The following is a 17,174-nucleotide window of genomic DNA, read 5'->3' as shown; positions in this document are numbered from 1 at the left end:
GCAGCGCGCCCGACCCGGCGGACCCGGCCCCGGCCGGTTGACGGCAGCCCGGCAACGGACGGGCCGCGAGGCCGCGCGCCACGGCAGCCCTTCGTGACGTGGTAGGAAAACTGGGGGTTATAGGACCAGTTTTCCTACCACGTAATGCCTCGGGCCACCGGGCAGTTACGTGGAAGACCGCAGAGCACACGGCACGCGGCACATGGCACGCGGCGGGCCGCGGACGGGCAGGCGCGGGCGCGCACGTCCATCAGTTTTAATGCATCATCCTTGATGCATCAAAAGCGATGCACGTGCGCGAGCGGGCGCGAGCGGGCGCGAGCGGGCGCGGGCAGGCACGGGCGGGCGCGGGCAGGCACGTCGATCAGCTTTGATGCATCATTTTTGATGCATCAAAAGCGATGGACGGGCACGGGCGGGCACGGGCACGGGCGGCCGTGAACGCGAGCGGGCACGGCCGCTGGCGCGGGTGTGCGCATCACACGGAAGGGCGCCGGCCGGCGCGGTTGAGAGCGCCTCGGCCCACGAGGGCTACGGCAACCTCGTCCACGGTCGCACGATCGTCGAGCACCAGAGCCGCAGCTGAACCACTGACCCCCTGCCGGGTGCGCCGACGCACGCGCCGGGCGGGGTGAGGTAGGTCGCACTGCATAAGTCGCTTCTATAAGCACGTGATACGAATAGAGTATGCAGGCCGCCACCAACGCGCAGCTCGACCCGGCTCGGCTCGCGTCCGCCGTCGAGCGGCTCTTCAGCCTGCTGCGGCACGGCAACCCGCCGAACGACATCAGCCTCACCGCCGCCTCCACGCTGCGCCGGCTGGAGCGGGAGGGCCCGCGCCGGCTCACCGAGCTTGCCGCCGCCGAGGGCGTCACCCAGCCGGCCATGACCCAGCTCGTCCAGCGACTCGAGCGGGAGGGGCTGGCCGCGCGCGCCGCGGACCCCGACGACGGGCGTGTCGTCCTCGTCTGCGTCACCGACGACGGGCGGGAGCTGCTCGCCAGGAGGAGAGCCGTGCGGGCCCAGCACCTCGCCGCGATCCTCGGCAACCTGGCCGATGACGACCAGGCGCTCATCGCCGCCGCGCTGCCCGCTCTCGAGAAGCTCGAAAGGCTCGGCCGATGACCGGCACGCTCGAGCAGACCAGCAAGCGCAGGTTCCCGACCAGCGCCGACCACCCGCACTACAAGTGGGTGGCGCTGTCCAACACCACGCTCGGCATGCTCATCGCGACGATCAACTCGTCGATCGTGCTCATCTCGCTGCCGGCGATCTTCAACGGCATCCACCTCAACCCGCTCAGCCCCGGCAACGTGAGCTACCTGCTCTGGATGCTCATGGGGTACATGCTGGTCAGCGCCGTCCTCGTGGTGACGCTGGGCCGGCTGGGCGACATGTTCGGCCGGGTCCGCATCTACAACGCCGGCTTCGCCCTGTTCACGGTCACCTCGATCGCGCTGTCGCTCGACCCGTTCGACGGCGGCAGCGGCGCCCTGTGGCTCATCGGCTGGCGGGTGCTGCAGGCCGTCGGCGGCGCGATGCTCATGGCGAACTCCGCCGCGATCCTCACCGACGCGTTCCCGGCGGCCCAGCGCGGCATGGCCCTCGGCGTCAACATCGTCGCCGGCATCGCCGGCTCGTTCATCGGCCTGGTCCTCGGCGGGCTGCTCGCCGAGTGGAACTGGCGGGCCATCTTCTGGGTCAACGTGCCGATCGGCATCGTCGGTACGCTCTGGGCGTACCGTTCGCTGCACGACACCGGCCTGCGGCGGCCCGGCCGCATCGACTGGTGGGGCAACCTGACGTTCGCCGTGGGCCTGACGGCGCTGCTCGCCGCGATCACCTACGGGATCCAGCCGTATGGCGGGCACTCCCAGGGCTGGACCAACCCGTGGGTCCTGAGCGGCCTCATCGGCGGCGTGCTCGTCCTGGCGCTGTTCACCTGGATCGAGCGGCGGGTCGCCGAGCCGATGTTCCCGCTCGGGCTGTTCAAGATCCGGGCGTTCGCGTCGGGCAACGTCGCCGGCCTGCTCGCCTCGATCGCCCGCGGCGGCCTGCAGTTCATGCTCATCATCTGGCTGCAGGGCATCTGGCTGCCGCTGCACGGCTACCGCTACGAGGAGACCCCGCTGTGGGCCGGCATCTACCTGCTGCCGCTCACCGTCGGCTTCCTCGCCGCCGGGCCGATCGCCGGGCACCTCTCCGACAAGTACGGCCCGCGGCTGTTCGCCGCCGTCGGCCTGCTCGTCATGGCGGTCAGCTTCGGCGGCCTGCTGGTCCTGCCGACCGACTTCGCCTACTGGGCGTTCGCCGGGCTGGTGTTCCTCAACGGCCTCGGCGGCGGGCTGTTCGCCGCGCCGAACACCGCCCTCATCATGTCCAGCGTCCCCGCCCACCTGCGCGGCGCCGCGTCCGGCATGCGCGCCACGTTCCAGAACGCGGGCATGGTGCTCTCGATCGGCGTGTTCTTCTCACTCATGGTGGCGGGCCTGTCCAGTCACCTGCCGGCCACGCTCAACGACGGGTTGGCGGCTCAGGGTGTACCGTCGCAAGCCGCGCACAGCATCGCCGCACTGCCGCCGGTGGGCACGCTGTTCGCGGCCTTCCTGGGGTACAACCCGATTCAGGAGCTCCTCGGACCGCAGCTGCTCGGGCAGCTCCCGCCGGCGAACGCCGCCACCCTCACCGGCCGTGAGTTCTTCCCGAACCTGGTCGCGGGCCCGTTCCACGACGGCCTGATCATCGTCTTCTGGCTGGCGATCGGCATGTCCCTGATCGGCGCCATCGCGTCACTCGTCAAGCCGGCAAAGCCGGTCACCTAGACCCCGCTCCCTGGTGGATGCCGCCCCCGGCCGGCCACGGGCCGGGTCGGCGGCACAGCGCGGACGGGCCGGCGCCCTCGTGGGAGCAGGGGCGCCGGCCCGGCCGTGGCAGGAAAACGGTCACAAACCAAGAAGCCGCGACGACAGGAACGCCCGCTCGACCGCGTTGTCGCACAGCGCGATCGCCTGCCGGTAGGCGTCGGCGGCCTCGGCCGGGCGGTCCAGGCGGTGCAGCAGGTCGGCACGGGTCGCGGGCAGGTAGTGGTAGGCGGCGAGCCGCGCGTCCTCGGCGAGGGCGTCGACGAGCGACAACGCCACGGCCGGCCCGCCCGCGGGCGGCGGCAGCATCGAGACGACCACGGCCCGGTTGAGCGCGACGACCGGCGACGGCCAGACGGCGAGGAGCAGGTCGTACACGTCGCGCAGCTGGCCCCAGTCGGTGTCGGCGTAGGCCGGGGCCTCGGCGTACAGCGCCGAGATCGTCGCCTGCAGCGCGAACCGGCCGGGCTTCCCGCCGCGCAGCGCGGCCCGGACCAGGCGTAGGCCCTCGCCGATCTGCGCGGCGTCCCAGCGGGACCGGTCCTGCTCCTCCAGCCGCAGCAGCCGGCCGTCCGGCCCGACCCGGGTGGCCCGGCGGGCGTCGTGCAGCAGCATCATCGCGAGCAGGCCGACGGCCTCGCGCTCGTCGGGCATGAGCGCGCACAGGGTGCGGGCCAGGTCGAGGGCCCGCTCGACCAGGTCGGAGCGGACCAGCGCGTCCCCCGTGGGGGCGGCGTGGCCGGTGGTGAAGACCAGGTGGACGACGGTGAGGACGGCGTCGAGGCGGTCGGGCAGCTCCTCGGCGGACGGTACGCGGTACGGGATCCGGGCCGCCGCGATCTTCTTCTTCGCCCGGGTCACCCGGGCCGCCATGGTCGGCTCGCTGACCAGGAACGTGCGGGCGATCTCGGCCGTGGTCAGCCCGCAGACGAGCCGCAGGGTGAGGGCGAGCTGTGCCTCCCGGGCGAGCGCCGGGTGGCAGCAGGTGAACACCAGCCGCAGCCGGTCGTCGGGAATGTCCTCGTCATCGTCCGGGGAGGCGTCCGGGGAGACGGCGTCGGGCACGACGAGCAGCGGCAGCTTGGAGCGCAGGGTCGACGCCCGCTTGTGCGCGTTCAGCGCCCGCCGCTGCGCGGTCGTGGTCAGCCAGGCGCCGGGGTTGGCCGGCACGCCCTGGCGCAGCCACCCGTCCATCGCGGCGACGTACGCGTCCTGGACGCACTCCTCGGCCAGCTCGAGGTCACGCGCGACGCGCACCGTCGCGGCGAGCACGCGGGCCCACTCGCGACGGTGCGCGTCCGCAACCGCCTGCCGGATGTCAGCAGGGTCCACCGGGGAAGACCTACTCGAAGACCATCACCGGGCGGACCTCGACGCCGCCGAACCCCGCCGGGCACAGCTTGCCGATCTGCAGGGCGTGGTCGAGGTCGTTGGCCTCGACGAGGTAGTACCCGCCGAGGACCTCCTTCGTCTCGACGAACGGACCGTCGGTGACGACGTCACCGCGGATCGACGTGGCCGTCGGGGTCGGCTGGAGGGCGTTGCCGCCGAGCAGCTGCCCGCCGAGCTCGGTGACCTGCTCGGCGAAGCGGGCGTGGGCCTCCATCGCCTGCTGCCACACGGCCGGGTCCGGGTTCTCGTAGCCGGACTCGTCCTCGTAGATCAGGATCAGGTACTGGGCCATCGTGCATCTCCTAGCTTGGAGTGGACACTTCCACTCCTACGTCAATCGTCCCCTCCCCCGGATCGACAACACGGCCAAAGAATTTTTTCGAGCCGACGTAGAGCAGTGCCCCGGCGGCCATGACCAGCGTCCCGACGACGTACCACCCGGTGAGCACGAGCAGCGCGACCGACGCCACCAGGGACACCCAGGCGCAGCCGCGGGCGAGGGAGCGGCGGGGCAGCAGACGGAGGGCGGCGGCCGAGCCCATGAGGTACACGAGGACGAAGCTCCCGCTCGTGAGCAGGACGAGTGGCCGGGTGCCGGTCCCGGTCAGCGCCACCAGCAGCATCGACACCCCGCCGAGGCCGGCGACCACCGCGAGGCTGCGGCGGGGCACCTCGCCGGCGCCCGAGCCGCGGGCGAACCACGCCGGCAGCGCGCCGTCGCGGCCGAGGGCAGCGCCGAGCTTGGCCGCTCCCGCATAGTAGGCGTTCATCGTACCGAGGGTGAGCAGCACGGCCGCCCCGGCGGCGATGACCCGGACCTGCCCGCCGGTCCCCCGCGCCAGCAGCTCCGCGAGGGGCGCGTCGGACGTCGCGGCCGGGCCGAGGACCAGGATGCTCGCGGTGGCGATGCCGAGGTAGAGCACGCCGACGACGAGCAGCGCGATCGCCATGGCCCGGGGCAGGTCGCGGGCCGGGTGGCGGAAGTCGGCGGCGAGCGACGTCACCGCCTCCCAGCCGGCGAAGCCCCAGACCAGCACCGCGGCCGCCGAGCCGACCGCCCACCAGCCGTGCGGCGCGAACGGGTGCAGGTTGGCCGGGTCGGCGTGCGGCAGGGCGGTGCCGGTGGCCGTGACGAGCAGCGTGATGAGCAGGGCGGCGAGGCCGAGTTGGAGCTTCCCGGAGACCCGCACGCCGCCCAGGTTGCCGGCGGTGACGATGACCATGAGCCCGACGGCGGTGGCGAGGACGGTGGGGGTGCCGCCACCGAGCGCGGCCGCCACGTACGCGCCGCCGAACAGCGCCGCGGCCGGGGCGCCGACCGGGACGGCGAAGAAGAACGACCAGCCGACGACCGCGGCCGCCCGGTCGCCGAAGGCCCGGCGCACGTAGGTGGCCACGCCGCCCGAGTCGGGGTGGCGGGCGCCGAGGGCGGCGAACGTCGCGGCGAGCGGGATCGACAGCAGGACCAGCGCGCCCCACGCGAGCAGCGACGCGGGCCCGGCCGTCTGCGCGGCGAGCGCCGGCAGCGCGATCACCCCGGTCCCGAGCACGGCGCCGATCGAGAGCGCCGCACCTTGTGGCACAGTCATCATGATCCTGATTCTTCAGCGGTACCGTGGATGCTTCGAGTGGCAGGAATGCCAACGTGCGATAGATTCGTGCCATGACTGTTTCGGGGGGCCGACCGCATGTCGTGGGCGTGGCCGTCACCGAGAACATGCCGGTGTTCGAGCTCGCCGTCCCCTGCGAGGTCTTCGGCATCGACCGGGCCGACCTCGCCGACCCGTGGTACGAGCTGCGGTTCGCCGCCGTCGAGCCGGGCCGGCACGCGGCGCGCTCCGGGCTCACGGTCGACGCGCCGCACCCGATCGCGTCGCTCGCCGACGCCGACACGGTCCTGCTGCCGGCGTTCGCCCGGGCCCGGCAGATCGAGCCGCCGGACGAGCTGGTCCGCACGGTCCGCAAGGCGTACGAGAACGGGCGGCGGATCGTCGCCATCTGCACCGGCGCGTACGTGCTGGCCGCGGCCGGGCTGCTCGACGGGCGCCGGGCGACGACGCACTGGATGAACGCGTTCGACTTCGCGCAGCGGTACCCGGCGGTGACGTTCGACCCCGACGTGCTGTACACGGAGGACGGCACGATCTTCACCTCGGCCGGCACCGGCGCGGCCGTCGACCTGTGCCTGCACCTGGTCCGGCTCGACCACGGCGCCGCGGTCGCCAACGAGGTGGCCCGGCGGATGGTGGTGCCGCCGCACCGCGACGGCGGCCAGTCCCAGTTCGCGCACCCGCCGCGCCCGTTCGCCCGCGCGCACGACGGCCTCGGCCCGGCCCTGCAGTGGGCCCGGCTGCGGCTCGACCAGCCGCTCACCGTCGCCGACCTGGCCCGGGAGGCGCGGCAGAGCCCGCGCACGTTCGCCCGGCGGTTCCGCGAGGAGCTCGGCACCAGCCCGCTGCAGTGGCTGGTCGGCCAGCGGGTCCGGCTCGCCCAGGAGCTGCTGGAGACCACCGACGACTCGATCGAGCGGATCGCGCACCGGACCGGCTTCGGCACCCCGGCCAACCTGCGCACCCACTTCGCCCGGCACACCAGCGTGACCCCGACGACGTACCGCCAGGTGTTCCACCGCTAGTGCAGCAGGTGCTCCAGCAGGAGCGCGACCTCGCGGTAGCGGGACACGGTGACCAGGTGGACGCCGTCGAAGGCGCCGCTGTCGCGCAGCGCCGCGACCTGCGCGCAGGCCGCCTCGACGCCGGCCCGGCGGTCCGTCTCGACCCGCGCCACCAGGTCGGCGGGGATGTCGATGTCCGGGATCGTCGCCGCCAGCCGCCGGGCCATGTCGGCGCTGGCCAGGACCAGGACCCCGGCGTACACCGGCCGGTCGATGCCGGCCGACCCCCGCCAGCGCAGCAGGGCGTCCACGTCGAAGCTCACCTGCGCGAACACGAAGTCGGCCGCGCGCTTCCAGGCCGGCAGCTTCCGCAGCGCGGCGGCCACGCCGATGCGGGGCGGCGCGAACCCGGGCCGCTCCCCCATCGCGCGGGCCTGCTCGATCATCGTGCGGACGGTCAGCTCGCCGGTCCGGCCGCCCGCGGTCGGCTTGTCGCCGTGGACGAACAGGAACTCCCCGACCCCGTACGCCGCCGCGGTGAGCATGTCCCGCTGGAACCCCAGCAGGTTGCGGTCGCGGGAGTTCAGGCAGGCGATGCTGCGCCCGCCCATCGCCGCCACCTCGTGCGCGACCGCGATGCTCGACACCGTGGCCCGGCCGATGTGGTTGTCCGGGACCAGGAATGCGTGCGCGACCGGCGCGAGCACCCCGATCTGGTGCCGGACGTGGCGGATGTCGGGCCGCGTCGGGGGCTCGATCTCGCAGATGACGTCGAAGGACACTGTTCAGCTCTCCTTGCCCGCGTGCCCGGCGAGGTCACCCCCTCGGCCGACAACGGTAGGCGCTGGGAGACGCCTGGCGCGCACCCTTGCGGGTGAGCCGCCACTTCCGGACGCCACTTCCGGACGCCACTTTCCGGACGCCACTTTCCGGACGCCACTTTCCGGACGCCACGGGGGTCGGCCGCGGCGGCCGTCAGTCGCGGACCAACTGCTCGCGGAGGTTGCGCAGGGCGCCGGCCAGCAGGCGCGACACGTGCATCTGCGAGATGCCCAACTCGGCCGCGATCTGCGACTGGGTCAGGTTGCCGTGGAAACGCATCGCGATGATCTTCTGCTCGCGCTGCGGCAGGCGGGCCAGCAGCGGGCGCAGCGCCTCGCGGTCCTCCACGTTGCGCAGGTCCTCGTCCTCGCCGCCGAGCAGGTCGCCGAGGCCGTTGGCGCCGGTGTCGCCCGCGTCGCTGACGGGGGCGTCGAGCGACAGCGCGCGGTACGCCTGGCCGCACTCCAGACCCTCGATGACCTCCTCCTCGGAGACGTTCAGCCGCGCCGCCAGGTCGGCGACGGTCGGCGAGCGGCCAAGGTCCTGAGCGAGGTCACCAGAGATCCTGCTGATCTCCAGGCGGAGCTCCTGCAGGCGGCGCGGGACGCGCACGTCCCAGCCCTTGTCCCGGAAGTGCCGCTTGAGCTCACCGACGATCATCGGGATCGCGTAGCTGGTGAACGCCGCGCCGCGCCCCGGGTCGAACCCGTCCACGGACTTGATCAGGCCCAGGTTCGCGACCTGGACCAGGTCGTCGAACTGCTCGCCGCGGTTGCGGAAGCGGCGGGCCAGGTACTCGGCGAGCGGGATGTACAGCTCGATGAGCCGCGCCCGGGCCCGGTCCCGGTCGGGGCCGGCCGGCAGGTCGGCCATCAGCGAGAGCAGGGCTCTGGCCTGCGCGTCGCTCTCCCGATGCCGCGTGGCGGGCTGGTCGGCGGATGCGGCGGATGCGGCGGAAACAGACACGGAAACGGACATGTCGACAGTCACGACCCTTCGATCGGTGCCGGTGGTGAACGGGGGTTTCGGCACTGGACGAGCGGGCACCTCAGGCAGGAGAGGGCAGGCTCGCGCGGAATGCGGTCCGAAAGGGCGCCCGTGTCTTGAGCACCAGACCTGCGGCGTCGCCACCTCGCGGACGGCCGCCGCTGCTGGACGGCCCCGCACCGATGGGGCGACGGATCCGACTGTACAAGAAATTGCCGCATGACAAAAGTCGTGCCGGCACGGCACGTCGTCAGGCCCTACTGTGACCGTATGACGGGAAACGACAGGATCGACTCGAACATCCCGAACGTCGCCCGGATGTACGACTACTACCTCGGCGGATACCACAACTTCGCCGTCGACCGGGAGGCCGCGGAGAAGGTCCTGGCGATCTTCCCCGACACGCCGGCGGCCGCCCACACGAACCGGCGGTTCCTCCAGCGCGCCGTGCGGTACCTCACCGAGGAGGCCGGCGTCCGCCAGTTCCTCGACATCGGCGCCGGCCTGCCGACCCAGGGCAACGTCCACGAGGTGGCCCCGGGCTGCAAGGTCGTCTACGTCGACAACGACCCGGTCGCCGTCGCCCAGGCCCGCACGCTCGTCGAGGACCTCCCCGACGTCTCCGTCGCCCTCGCCGACCTCCGCGACCCCGACGGCCTGCTCGCCGACCCGCACGTGCGCGACCACCTCGACCTCACCGAGCCGGTCGCGATCCTGATGGTGTCGCTGCTGCACTTCGTGCCCGACGACGCCAAGCCCGGCCGGATCGTCGCGCAGCTGCGCGACGCGACCGTCCCCGGCAGCCACCTGGTGGTGTCGCACCTGACCCTCGACGGCGTCGCGGAGGCCCCGGTGAGACAGAGCCAGGAGGTGTACCGCAGCTCGACCGCGCCCATCGTCCCGCGCACCCGCACCGACATCCTGCGCCTGTTCGAGGGCTACGACCTCGTGGAGCCCGGCCTGGTCCGGCTCGGCGAGTGGCGGCCCGACCCGGCCGGCGGGCCGGAGGCGGTCTCGCACGGCTACGGCGGGGTCGGGGTGCGGCCCAAGTTCTGACATTCGTCGCCGCAAGCCCGGCGGATGGGTCGGTGACGGCAACCTCACAGTGACCCGTCATCCCGTGCGGTAGCTCCGAAGTCCTCGCGTCAGGCGGTTCGACAGCCCGGATCGCCTCCGATGTGGGAGGACCACGAGCATGCGCACTACAACCCGAGCCGGCCGGTGGCGGGCAGTCCGCGCCTCGGCCGCCGCGGTGGTCGCGGCCGGTGTCGCGTTCATCGGCCTTGGGCCGGCCACCTCAGCGGCGTCCAGCCACCGCGAGGCACCGCTCATCGCGGCCGACCCGGCCGTCGACAACACCGACCTCTACGCGTTCGTCAGCCCTGAGCGCGCCGGCTACGTCACGTTCATCGCGAACTGGCAGCCGTTCGAGGAGCCCAACGGCGGTCCGAACTTCTTCCCGTTCGCGACGGACGCCGTGTACAACATCAACGTCGACAGCGACGGTGACGCCAAGGCCGACGCCGTGTTCCGGTGGACGTTCCAGAACGTCGACAAGCGCGGCGGCAACACGTTCCTGTACGCCAACGGCCCGGTCACCTCGCTCGACGACGAGAACCTGCTGTTCCGCCAGACGTACACCCTCGAGTCGTCGTTCCACGGCGAGCCGTTCAAGACGCGCATCAAGGACGCCCCGGTCGCCCCGTCGCGGGTGGGCAAGGCGACCATGCCCGACTACGGCAAGCTGCGCAGCGACGCCAACAAGCGGCTCCCCGGCGGCTGGAACGTCTACGCCGGCCAGGCCGACGACCCGTTCTTCCTCGACCTGCGGGTGTTCGACCTGCTGTACGGCGGGGACCTGAGCGAGACCGGGCAGGACACGCTCGCGGGGTACAACGTGAACACCATCGCCCTGCAGGTGCCCTTCTCCGACGTGGCGCTCAAGGGCGACGTGAAGCGCAACCCGGTCATCGGCGTCTGGACCACGACGGAGCGGGCCAAGACGCGGGTCACGGGCCAGACCTCGCCGGTGACCGGCGACAAGGTCCAGGTCTCGCGGCTGGGCAACCCGCTGGTCAACGAGGTGGTCGTCCCGGCGTCGCTGAAGGACGCGTTCAACTCGATCGACCCGTCCAAGGACGCCGACATCCCGGCCGTCGTCGCCCGGGTGACCGACCCGGAGCTGCCGAAGCTCATCGAGGCCATCTACAAGATCCCGGCCCCGGCGACCCCGCGCAACGACCTGGTCGAGATCTTCCTGACCGGCATCACCACGAAGGCGAACGGCCCGATCAAGGCCGACCTCAACTCGCAGCTCAACAACGCCGACGTGGACCCGGCGAAGTTCCGCCCGTCCGAGATGCTCCGCCTGAACCTGGGCGTGCCGGTGACCGCGCAGCCGAACCGGCTGGGTGTCCTCGCCGGTGACCTGCAGGGCTTCCCGAACGGCCGGCGGCTCACCGACGACGTCGTCGACATCTCGATCCAGGCGGTCGAGGGCGCGGCGCAGACCGGCAAGCTCGTCGACGCCCTGGCGACCGGCGACAAGGTCGACGCGAACGACAACGCGTTCGGCGCGGAGTTCCCGTACCTGGCCCTGCCGAACAGCGGCGCGGTGAACAACGGCGGCGGCACCGGCGCAGGCGCCGCGGGTGGCGCGCCCGCTCCGGGCGCCAGCGGCACGGCGCAGGCCGCCAACCCGCAGACCACGCCGTCGGCCTTCGAGTCCGGCATGGGCATGACCGCCGTCGCGGTCGGCTCGTCGGCCGTCGCGGCCGGCCTCGGGACCCTGATGTTCATCGGCTGGTGGCGGCGCCGCAACAGCGTCGGCCTCTAGCCCCTTCCACCGGCCGGGCGGGTCCACCGCGGACCCGCCCGGCACACCCCAGAGCCTTCAGGAGGATGCAGTGCGACTGCGTGCGATTTCCGTGGTGGTACTGGCGGCCGCGCTGCTCTTCGGCATCGGCGCCACGATCGGCCGGCCGTCGCCGGCGCCCGCCCCGTCCGTTTCGGCGAGCCCCCGGCCGGCCTCGCAGCTGGCCGACTCGATCGGCCGCTACCAGGACCGGCTCCGCTCGGTGCCCGGCGACTGGACCACCTGGGCCGCGCTCGGCGAGGCGTACCTGGAGCAGGCGCGGATCAGCGCCGACCCGGCGTACTACCCGAAGGCCGAGGGCGCCCTGCGCAAGTCCCTCGAGGTGCGCCCCGACGACAACGAGCCGGCCCTCGCCGGCCTCGGCGCGCTCGCCAACGCCCGGCACGACTTCGCCGGCGCCGAGCGGTTCGCCCGGCAGGCGCTCGGCGTCAACCAGTGGTCGGCGACCGCGCACGGCGTGCTCGCCGACGCGCTGACCCAGCTCGGCCGGCCGGCCGAGGCGACCGCCGCCGTGCAGCGGATGCTCGACCTGAAGCCCGGCCTCGGCTCGTACACCCGCGGATCCTATGATCTCGAACAGCACGGCCGCCGCACCGAGGCGATCCAGCTCATGGAGCAGGCGCTGGCGAGCGCCACCGAACCGGCCGACGTCGCCTTCTGCCACCAGCACCTCGCCGCCCTGGCGTGGGCGGCCGGCGACACCGCGACCGCGACGCGGCACGTCACGCTGGGGCTCCAGGTGTACCCCGAGACGCCCGGCCTCTGGCAGCTCAAGGCCAAGCTCGACACCGCCGGCGGCGACCTCGACGCGGCCCTCGCCGACCTCGAGCGGGTCGTGGCCCGCACGCCCACCGTCGACGCCCTGCTCGACCAGGCCCGGCTGCTCAAGCTCGCCGGCCGCGACCCTGGCCCCGCGCTGGCGCTCGCTCAGGCCGCCCACCAGCTGTTCACCGCGAACGGCGGCACCGACGATCTGGGCGCCGCGGCCGTGGCGCTGGAGCACGGCCGCCCGGCGGAGGCGGCCACCCTGGCGGCTCAGGAATGGCAGCGTCGGCAGTTCGCCGAGGTCGCGGACGTGCTGAGCTGGAGCCTCCTGCAGGCGGGCCGCCCCGCGGAGGCGCTGCCGTACGCACAGCACGCGGTCGCGCTGGGCCAGATCGACGCGACGCTCGCCTACCACTACGGCATGGTCGCCCTCGCCACCGGCGACCGCTCGCTCGCCCGCGTCCAGCTGCGCCTGGCGCTGGCCCTGAACCCGAAGTTCTCCCCCGTCGACGCGCCGATCGCCGCGCGGACGCTGGATTCCCTTTCGTCCTCGGAGGAGTCGTGATGTTCCGTCGCCTGGTTGTCGTGCTGTCGGCGCTGGTCGTGGGGCTGCTGGTCGCTCCCGGCCCGGCCCAGGCCCACCCGCTCGGCAACTTCTCGGTCAACCAGCTGGGCGCGCTGTCCTTCCGCCCCTCCGGCGTGGACGTGCTGGCGCTGGCCGACTTCGCCGAGCTGCCCACCGTCCAGTCGCAGTCCGCTGTGGACGCCATCGGCGCGCCGGCCTTCGCGGAGCGTGAATGCGCCTCGCTGGCCACGGCGTTCTCGGTCCGGGTCAACGACGGCGCTGCGTTGGCGCTCTCGGTCGCGGGTTCGTCCTATGTGTACTCCGAGGGGTCGGCCGGACTGCGGACCAGCCGCCTGGAGTGCTCGTTGTCCGGTGCCTTCGACTTCTCCGCCGGTGAGTCCACTGTGGACGTGGCGACGGGGTACCGGGGGGATCGGGTAGGATGGCGAGAGCTGACGGCGGTGGCCGACGGGGTGCATCTCGTCGACTCGCCGCTGCCGACGACCAGCCTGAGCGACGGCCTGCGCAGCTATCCGGACGACCTGCTGAGCTCCCCGCCCGACGTCCGGTCGGCCCGGCTGCGCGTGTCCCCCGGCGGCGCGACCCTGTCCACGTCCACGTCCGCCGACGAGTCGGCGGCGCCGGCCCTGCCCGGCTGGCTCGGCCGCGCGGAGTCGACGCTGCGCGGCTGGGTCGGTTCGCGGGACCTGACGCTGGGCGTGGGCCTGGCGGCGGTGCTGCTGGCCCTGCTCCTGGGCGCCGCCCACGCGGCGCTGCCCGGCCACGGCAAGACGGTGATGGCCGCGTACCTGGCCGGCCGCCAGGGCCGCCCCCGCGACGCGCTGGCCGTGGGCGCGACGGTGACGCTGACCCACACGGGCGGCGTGCTGATCCTGGGCCTGCTGCTGACGACGGCGGCCGGCCTGGCCGGCGAGACGGTCCTGGGTTGGCTGGGCGTGACCAGCGGCGTCCTGGTGGCGGCGGTGGGGGCGGCGATGCTCCTCTCGCGCCGCACGGCTCACGCCCACGGCCACTCGCACGGCCACTCGCACGGCCACGGCCACCCCCATTCGCACGGCCACCCCCATTCGCACGTACACGGCCACGGCCATGACCACGACCACTCCCACGGCCACACCCACACCGACCACCCCGAGCCCGACGACCACACCCACGCCGACCACCCCGAGGCCGACGACCACGCCCACGGCGCCGACCACACCCACGACGACACCGAGCCCCACAGCCACTCCCACGACGCCGTTGGGATCCACAGCCACTCCGACGACGATGGCCACACCCACCACGGCGACCACACCCACGACGGCGCCGAGTCCAACAGCCACTCCCACGGCGACGGCCACACCCACGACCATGGCCACTCCCATGAGGGCGTCGAGACCCACAACCACACCCACGACGATGGCCACACCCACGACGACCCCACGCACTCCCACGACCACCCGGACGACGGCACCCCCCACTCCCACGGGCCGGCCGACCACGACCACTCCCACGGTTCCCACGCCCATGACCACTCAGCTCCCGCCGGGGAGAAGCCGAGCCGCCTCGCCATCGTCGGGATGGGAATCGCAGGCGGCCTGGTACCCAGCCCGTCCGCCCTCGTCGTCCTCCTCGGCGCGGTCGGCCTGGGCCGGACGTGGTTCGGCGTGCTCCTGGTCCTCGCGTACGGCCTCGGCATGGCCGCCGTCCTCACCGCCGCCGGCCTGCTCCTGATCCGGGTCCGCGACCGCTGGGCGGGCCGCTTCCGCCTGGCCGCCCGCCTCCCCCGCCTGACCAGGCTCGCCCCCACCGGCACCGCCGCGATGGTCCTCCTGGTCGGCTCGGCCCTGGCCGTCCGCTCCCTGGTCACCCTGTGACACCGGCACCCTGACAGCCGGTCCGTGACAGCCGGTCCGTGACAGCCGGTCCGTGACAGCTCGCCACCGGCGGGTCGCCTGGCGAAGCGACCCGCCGGTGGCGCGTGGCGTGGGCTGCGGCGGGGGGTGGGAGGCGGTACTCTGGTCACCAGGCAGTGCGCCTGCCCGAGCCAACACGGTCGCCCACGCCGGCCGTGGAGTGGGCCAAGAGGCTACGACTCAGCGCATCGATGCAGGATGCCCGGCGGAAGTCTCGCCGTCCGACTGGTGCGAGCGTGGGTCGACGCCGGAGGACTCGTGATGGCAGAGCACACCCCGCAGGGCACCCCCGATCCAACCGACCACACCCGGGATGACGCCGCCCAGCCCCGGCCCGAGGCTGACCCGGCACCCCCCGCATCCGGCCCCCCACCGGACGCCCAACCACCGTTCCCCCGCCACTCCACCCAAGCACCGTCCCAAGCACCGTCCCAAGCCCCGTCCCAAGCCCCGGACAGCACCTCGGCCCAACCACCGGAGCTGCGCCAAGATCAGGACGCCGAGCCGCGCCCTGAGCAAAGCCCGGACCCTGACCAGGACGCCGACGAGCACCCGGTGCGCAGTGCGGACCAGCGCGCGGCACGGAAGACCGGCCAAGACGACGAGCGAGGCCCGGAACCGCACCCTGACCAGGACGCCGGGCAGCGCCATGAGCGGAGCCCGGACCAGGGCGGCGAGCGGAGCGCGAAGCAGGAAGGCCGCAACGACAGCCGGACCGACGCGCGCACGCCACGCCGCGACCGCGCGAGGCGACGGGCCGTCCGGGCACACGCGGCACTGGCCGGCATCGCGTACTCGGTCGCGGCCCGCCAACTGGAGGCCGCCGGCCTGCGGGACGGCGAGGTGCTGGGCAGCACGGGCCGGACCGTGTACCCGAGGTTCGCCGCCGACGGACGCCCGTGGACGATCCTCGCCCGCGAGGCGCGCCCCGCCGACGTGAAGCTCGCCGACTGCCGGCGCGCGGCCCGCATGGTGACCGGCCGGGCCGAGCACCTCGTGGACCGGTTCCCGCCGAACCACGACGGCTCCTTCTACGCCGGCGAGCGACGCGCGGAGCTGCTGGCACTGCTGTACCTGGTCGTGGCCCACGACAGCCCCGGCCTGATCCCCGCCCCGCTCGACCTGGCCTGGACGGCCGAACTCGGCGAGGAGACCGCGGTGGACGCCGCCTGCGCCGACGCTGACCGCGCCGCCAGGCTGATCCTCGACGACGGCGCCGCCCAACGCTGGCAGCGCATCGCCGAGGCGTTACTGGCCGGCCAGCGCGGCGGCGCCTGGACCGAGGAGTGGCGCGTCCGCTACGAGGCCGACGTCCTCGACCTCGCGTACCGCGGCTTCGTCACCCCACGCGAGGACGCCCGCGGCGAGCCGTTCGTGGTGCGGGCCCCCTGGGAGGGCGTACGCCAGGTCCTGGACGCCCTCCTGGTGATCGCCGACGACGGCCACGCTCCAGGCACCCGCGTCCGCCCGATCACCCCCGCCGCCCTCGCAACCAGCACCAACCCCACAGCCCACGGCAACCCCACGGCCAACGCCAGCCCCGCAGCTCACGGCAGGCCCGCCACCCACGGCAACCCCACGGCCGACGGCAACCCCGCAGCCAACTCCACTACCCACGGCAACCCCACGGCCAACGGCAACCCCGCAGCTCACGGCAGGCCCGCCACCCACGGCAAGCCGGCGGGAGCGTCCGCCACGACCACCCCCGCGCCGGCGGCAGGGCGATCGGCGGGACGGGCACCGGACGCGGGCAGCCCGACCGTGGCGCGCGCGGCGAACGGCGCGACGGCGAGGACGCCGAGCGAGGGGACGATCGTCGGCGTGTGCTGGGGCGCGGGCGGCCCGCCGACCGGGTACGAGGTGCGGGTCGACGGCGAGACCGCGACCCGCACCCTGCGCCCCGACGAGATCGTCATCCTGCCGGGACAGGAGTCGGACGCTCCGGCGTACCAGCCCGGCTGACCGTCAACGTCAACCGCCCGTGCTCGGCGTCGACGAGCACCGCGGCCCCGTCGGGGAGCTCGCCGAGCAGGATCATCGCCGACAGTTCGTCCGCGAGCTCCCGCTGCACGGCCCGCCGCAGCGGCCGCGCGCCCAGCAGCGGGTCGTGGCCGGCCGCCGCCAGGTGCGCCCGCGCCGCATCGGTCAGGGTCAGCCTCACGCCACGCCCACCCGAGCCGCCGCCAGCGCCACCGTCCCTGCCACCACCCATGCCGCTGCTCGATCCGCCCGTCCCACCGCCCGGCCCGCCGCCCACCCAGTTGCCCAAGCCAACCGACCCACCGCCAGCGCCACCGCCAGCGCCACCGCCAGCACCACCGCCACCGCCAGCGCCACCGCCAGCGCCACCGCCAGCGCCACCGCCAGCGCCACC

15 protein-coding genes are annotated in these 17,174 nt (G+C 73.5%); 8 read left to right on the top strand and 7 right to left on the bottom strand.

What is annotated here, in order from left to right; genetic code table 11:
- Positions 1–687 precede the first annotated feature (687 nt).
- Together ABZS66_RS45565 and ABZS66_RS45560 are read left to right on the top strand one after the other, a co-directional pair.
- Positions 688–1,125, top strand: a complete 438-nt coding sequence (locus tag ABZS66_RS45565; protein WP_354769252.1) for a MarR family transcriptional regulator — start codon at positions 688–690, stop codon at positions 1,123–1,125.
- Positions 1,122–2,822 (top strand): MFS transporter, encoded by a 1,701-nt coding sequence (locus tag ABZS66_RS45560; RefSeq protein ID WP_354769250.1) that lies wholly within the window; start codon positions 1,122–1,124, stop codon positions 2,820–2,822. The genes ABZS66_RS45565 and ABZS66_RS45560 overlap by 4 nt, the downstream gene beginning before the upstream one ends.
- Before the next feature lie 120 nt (positions 2,823–2,942).
- Here ABZS66_RS45560 and ABZS66_RS45555 read toward each other — a convergent pair whose 3' ends face one another.
- The 3 genes from ABZS66_RS45555 to ABZS66_RS45545 all read right to left on the bottom strand — a co-directional run bounded on the left by ABZS66_RS45555 (position 2,943) and on the right by ABZS66_RS45545 (position 5,845).
- A complete protein-coding gene (locus ABZS66_RS45555; RefSeq protein ID WP_354769256.1) occupies positions 2,943–4,133 on the bottom strand; it encodes a DUF6596 domain-containing protein in 1,191 nt (396 codons plus the stop codon).
- A gap of 70 nt (positions 4,134–4,203) precedes the next feature.
- Positions 4,204–4,545, bottom strand: a complete 342-nt coding sequence (locus tag ABZS66_RS45550; protein ID WP_354769248.1) for a YciI family protein — start codon at positions 4,543–4,545, stop codon at positions 4,204–4,206.
- Positions 4,546–4,555: 10 nt separating this feature from the next.
- Entirely contained in the window at positions 4,556–5,845 is a 1,290-nt protein-coding gene (locus ABZS66_RS45545) for an amino acid permease (RefSeq protein ID WP_354769246.1), read from the bottom strand.
- A gap of 71 nt (positions 5,846–5,916) precedes the next feature.
- Between ABZS66_RS45545 and ABZS66_RS45540 the strand changes: the two genes are divergently transcribed.
- Positions 5,917–6,888, top strand: a complete 972-nt coding sequence (locus ABZS66_RS45540; RefSeq protein WP_354769244.1) for a helix-turn-helix domain-containing protein — start codon at positions 5,917–5,919, stop codon at positions 6,886–6,888.
- Here the strand turns inward: ABZS66_RS45540 and ABZS66_RS45535 are convergent.
- Both ABZS66_RS45535 and ABZS66_RS45530 read right to left on the bottom strand, forming a co-directional pair.
- Positions 6,885–7,649, bottom strand: a complete 765-nt coding sequence (locus ABZS66_RS45535) for a methylenetetrahydrofolate reductase (RefSeq protein ID WP_354769242.1) — start codon at positions 7,647–7,649, stop codon at positions 6,885–6,887. The two genes, ABZS66_RS45540 and ABZS66_RS45535, sit on opposite strands and share 4 nt — an antisense overlap.
- 193 nt (positions 7,650–7,842) lie before the next feature.
- On the bottom strand, positions 7,843–8,562 hold the full coding sequence (locus ABZS66_RS45530) for an RNA polymerase sigma factor SigF (RefSeq protein ID WP_354769254.1): 720 nt from the start codon (positions 8,560–8,562) through the stop codon (positions 7,843–7,845).
- Between the two features lie 384 nt (positions 8,563–8,946).
- Here ABZS66_RS45530 and ABZS66_RS45525 point away from each other — a divergent pair, with 384 nt between their 5' ends.
- From ABZS66_RS45525 to ABZS66_RS45505, 5 genes are all read left to right on the top strand, one after another.
- Positions 8,947–9,732 (top strand): SAM-dependent methyltransferase, encoded by a 786-nt coding sequence (locus ABZS66_RS45525; protein WP_354769240.1) that lies wholly within the window; start codon positions 8,947–8,949, stop codon positions 9,730–9,732.
- A gap of 139 nt (positions 9,733–9,871) precedes the next feature.
- Complete coding sequence (locus ABZS66_RS45520) at positions 9,872–11,512, top strand: DUF4331 domain-containing protein (protein ID WP_354769238.1); 1,641 nt, start codon at positions 9,872–9,874, stop codon at positions 11,510–11,512.
- Between the two features lie 70 nt (positions 11,513–11,582).
- Entirely contained in the window at positions 11,583–12,881 is a 1,299-nt protein-coding gene (locus ABZS66_RS45515) for a tetratricopeptide repeat protein (RefSeq protein ID WP_354769236.1), read from the top strand.
- Positions 12,881–14,761 carry a hypothetical protein gene (locus ABZS66_RS45510; protein WP_354769234.1) on the top strand — a complete coding sequence of 627 codons (1,881 nt, stop codon included), beginning with the start codon at positions 12,881–12,883 and terminating at the stop codon, positions 14,759–14,761. Before ABZS66_RS45515 ends, ABZS66_RS45510 begins: the two co-directional genes overlap by 1 nt.
- A gap of 594 nt (positions 14,762–15,355) precedes the next feature.
- On the top strand, positions 15,356–16,762 hold the full coding sequence (locus tag ABZS66_RS45505; RefSeq protein ID WP_354769232.1) for a hypothetical protein: 1,407 nt from the start codon (positions 15,356–15,358) through the stop codon (positions 16,760–16,762).
- Here ABZS66_RS45505 and ABZS66_RS45500 read toward each other — a convergent pair.
- Together ABZS66_RS45500 and ABZS66_RS45495 are read right to left on the bottom strand one after the other, a co-directional pair.
- Positions 16,713–16,961 carry a hypothetical protein gene (locus tag ABZS66_RS45500; protein WP_354769230.1) on the bottom strand — a complete coding sequence of 83 codons (249 nt, stop codon included), beginning with the start codon at positions 16,959–16,961 and terminating at the stop codon, positions 16,713–16,715. The two genes, ABZS66_RS45505 and ABZS66_RS45500, sit on opposite strands and share 50 nt — an antisense overlap.
- A partial coding sequence (locus tag ABZS66_RS45495) for a hypothetical protein (protein ID WP_354769228.1) occupies positions 16,958–17,174 on the bottom strand: 217 nt, incomplete at its 5' end. The genes ABZS66_RS45500 and ABZS66_RS45495, both read right to left, overlap by 4 nt.

The organism is Dactylosporangium sp. NPDC005572, assembly GCF_040605515.1.
Lineage (GTDB): Bacteria > Actinomycetota > Actinomycetes > Mycobacteriales > Micromonosporaceae > Dactylosporangium.
This window is presented reverse-complemented; position numbering and strand designations above follow the sequence as displayed.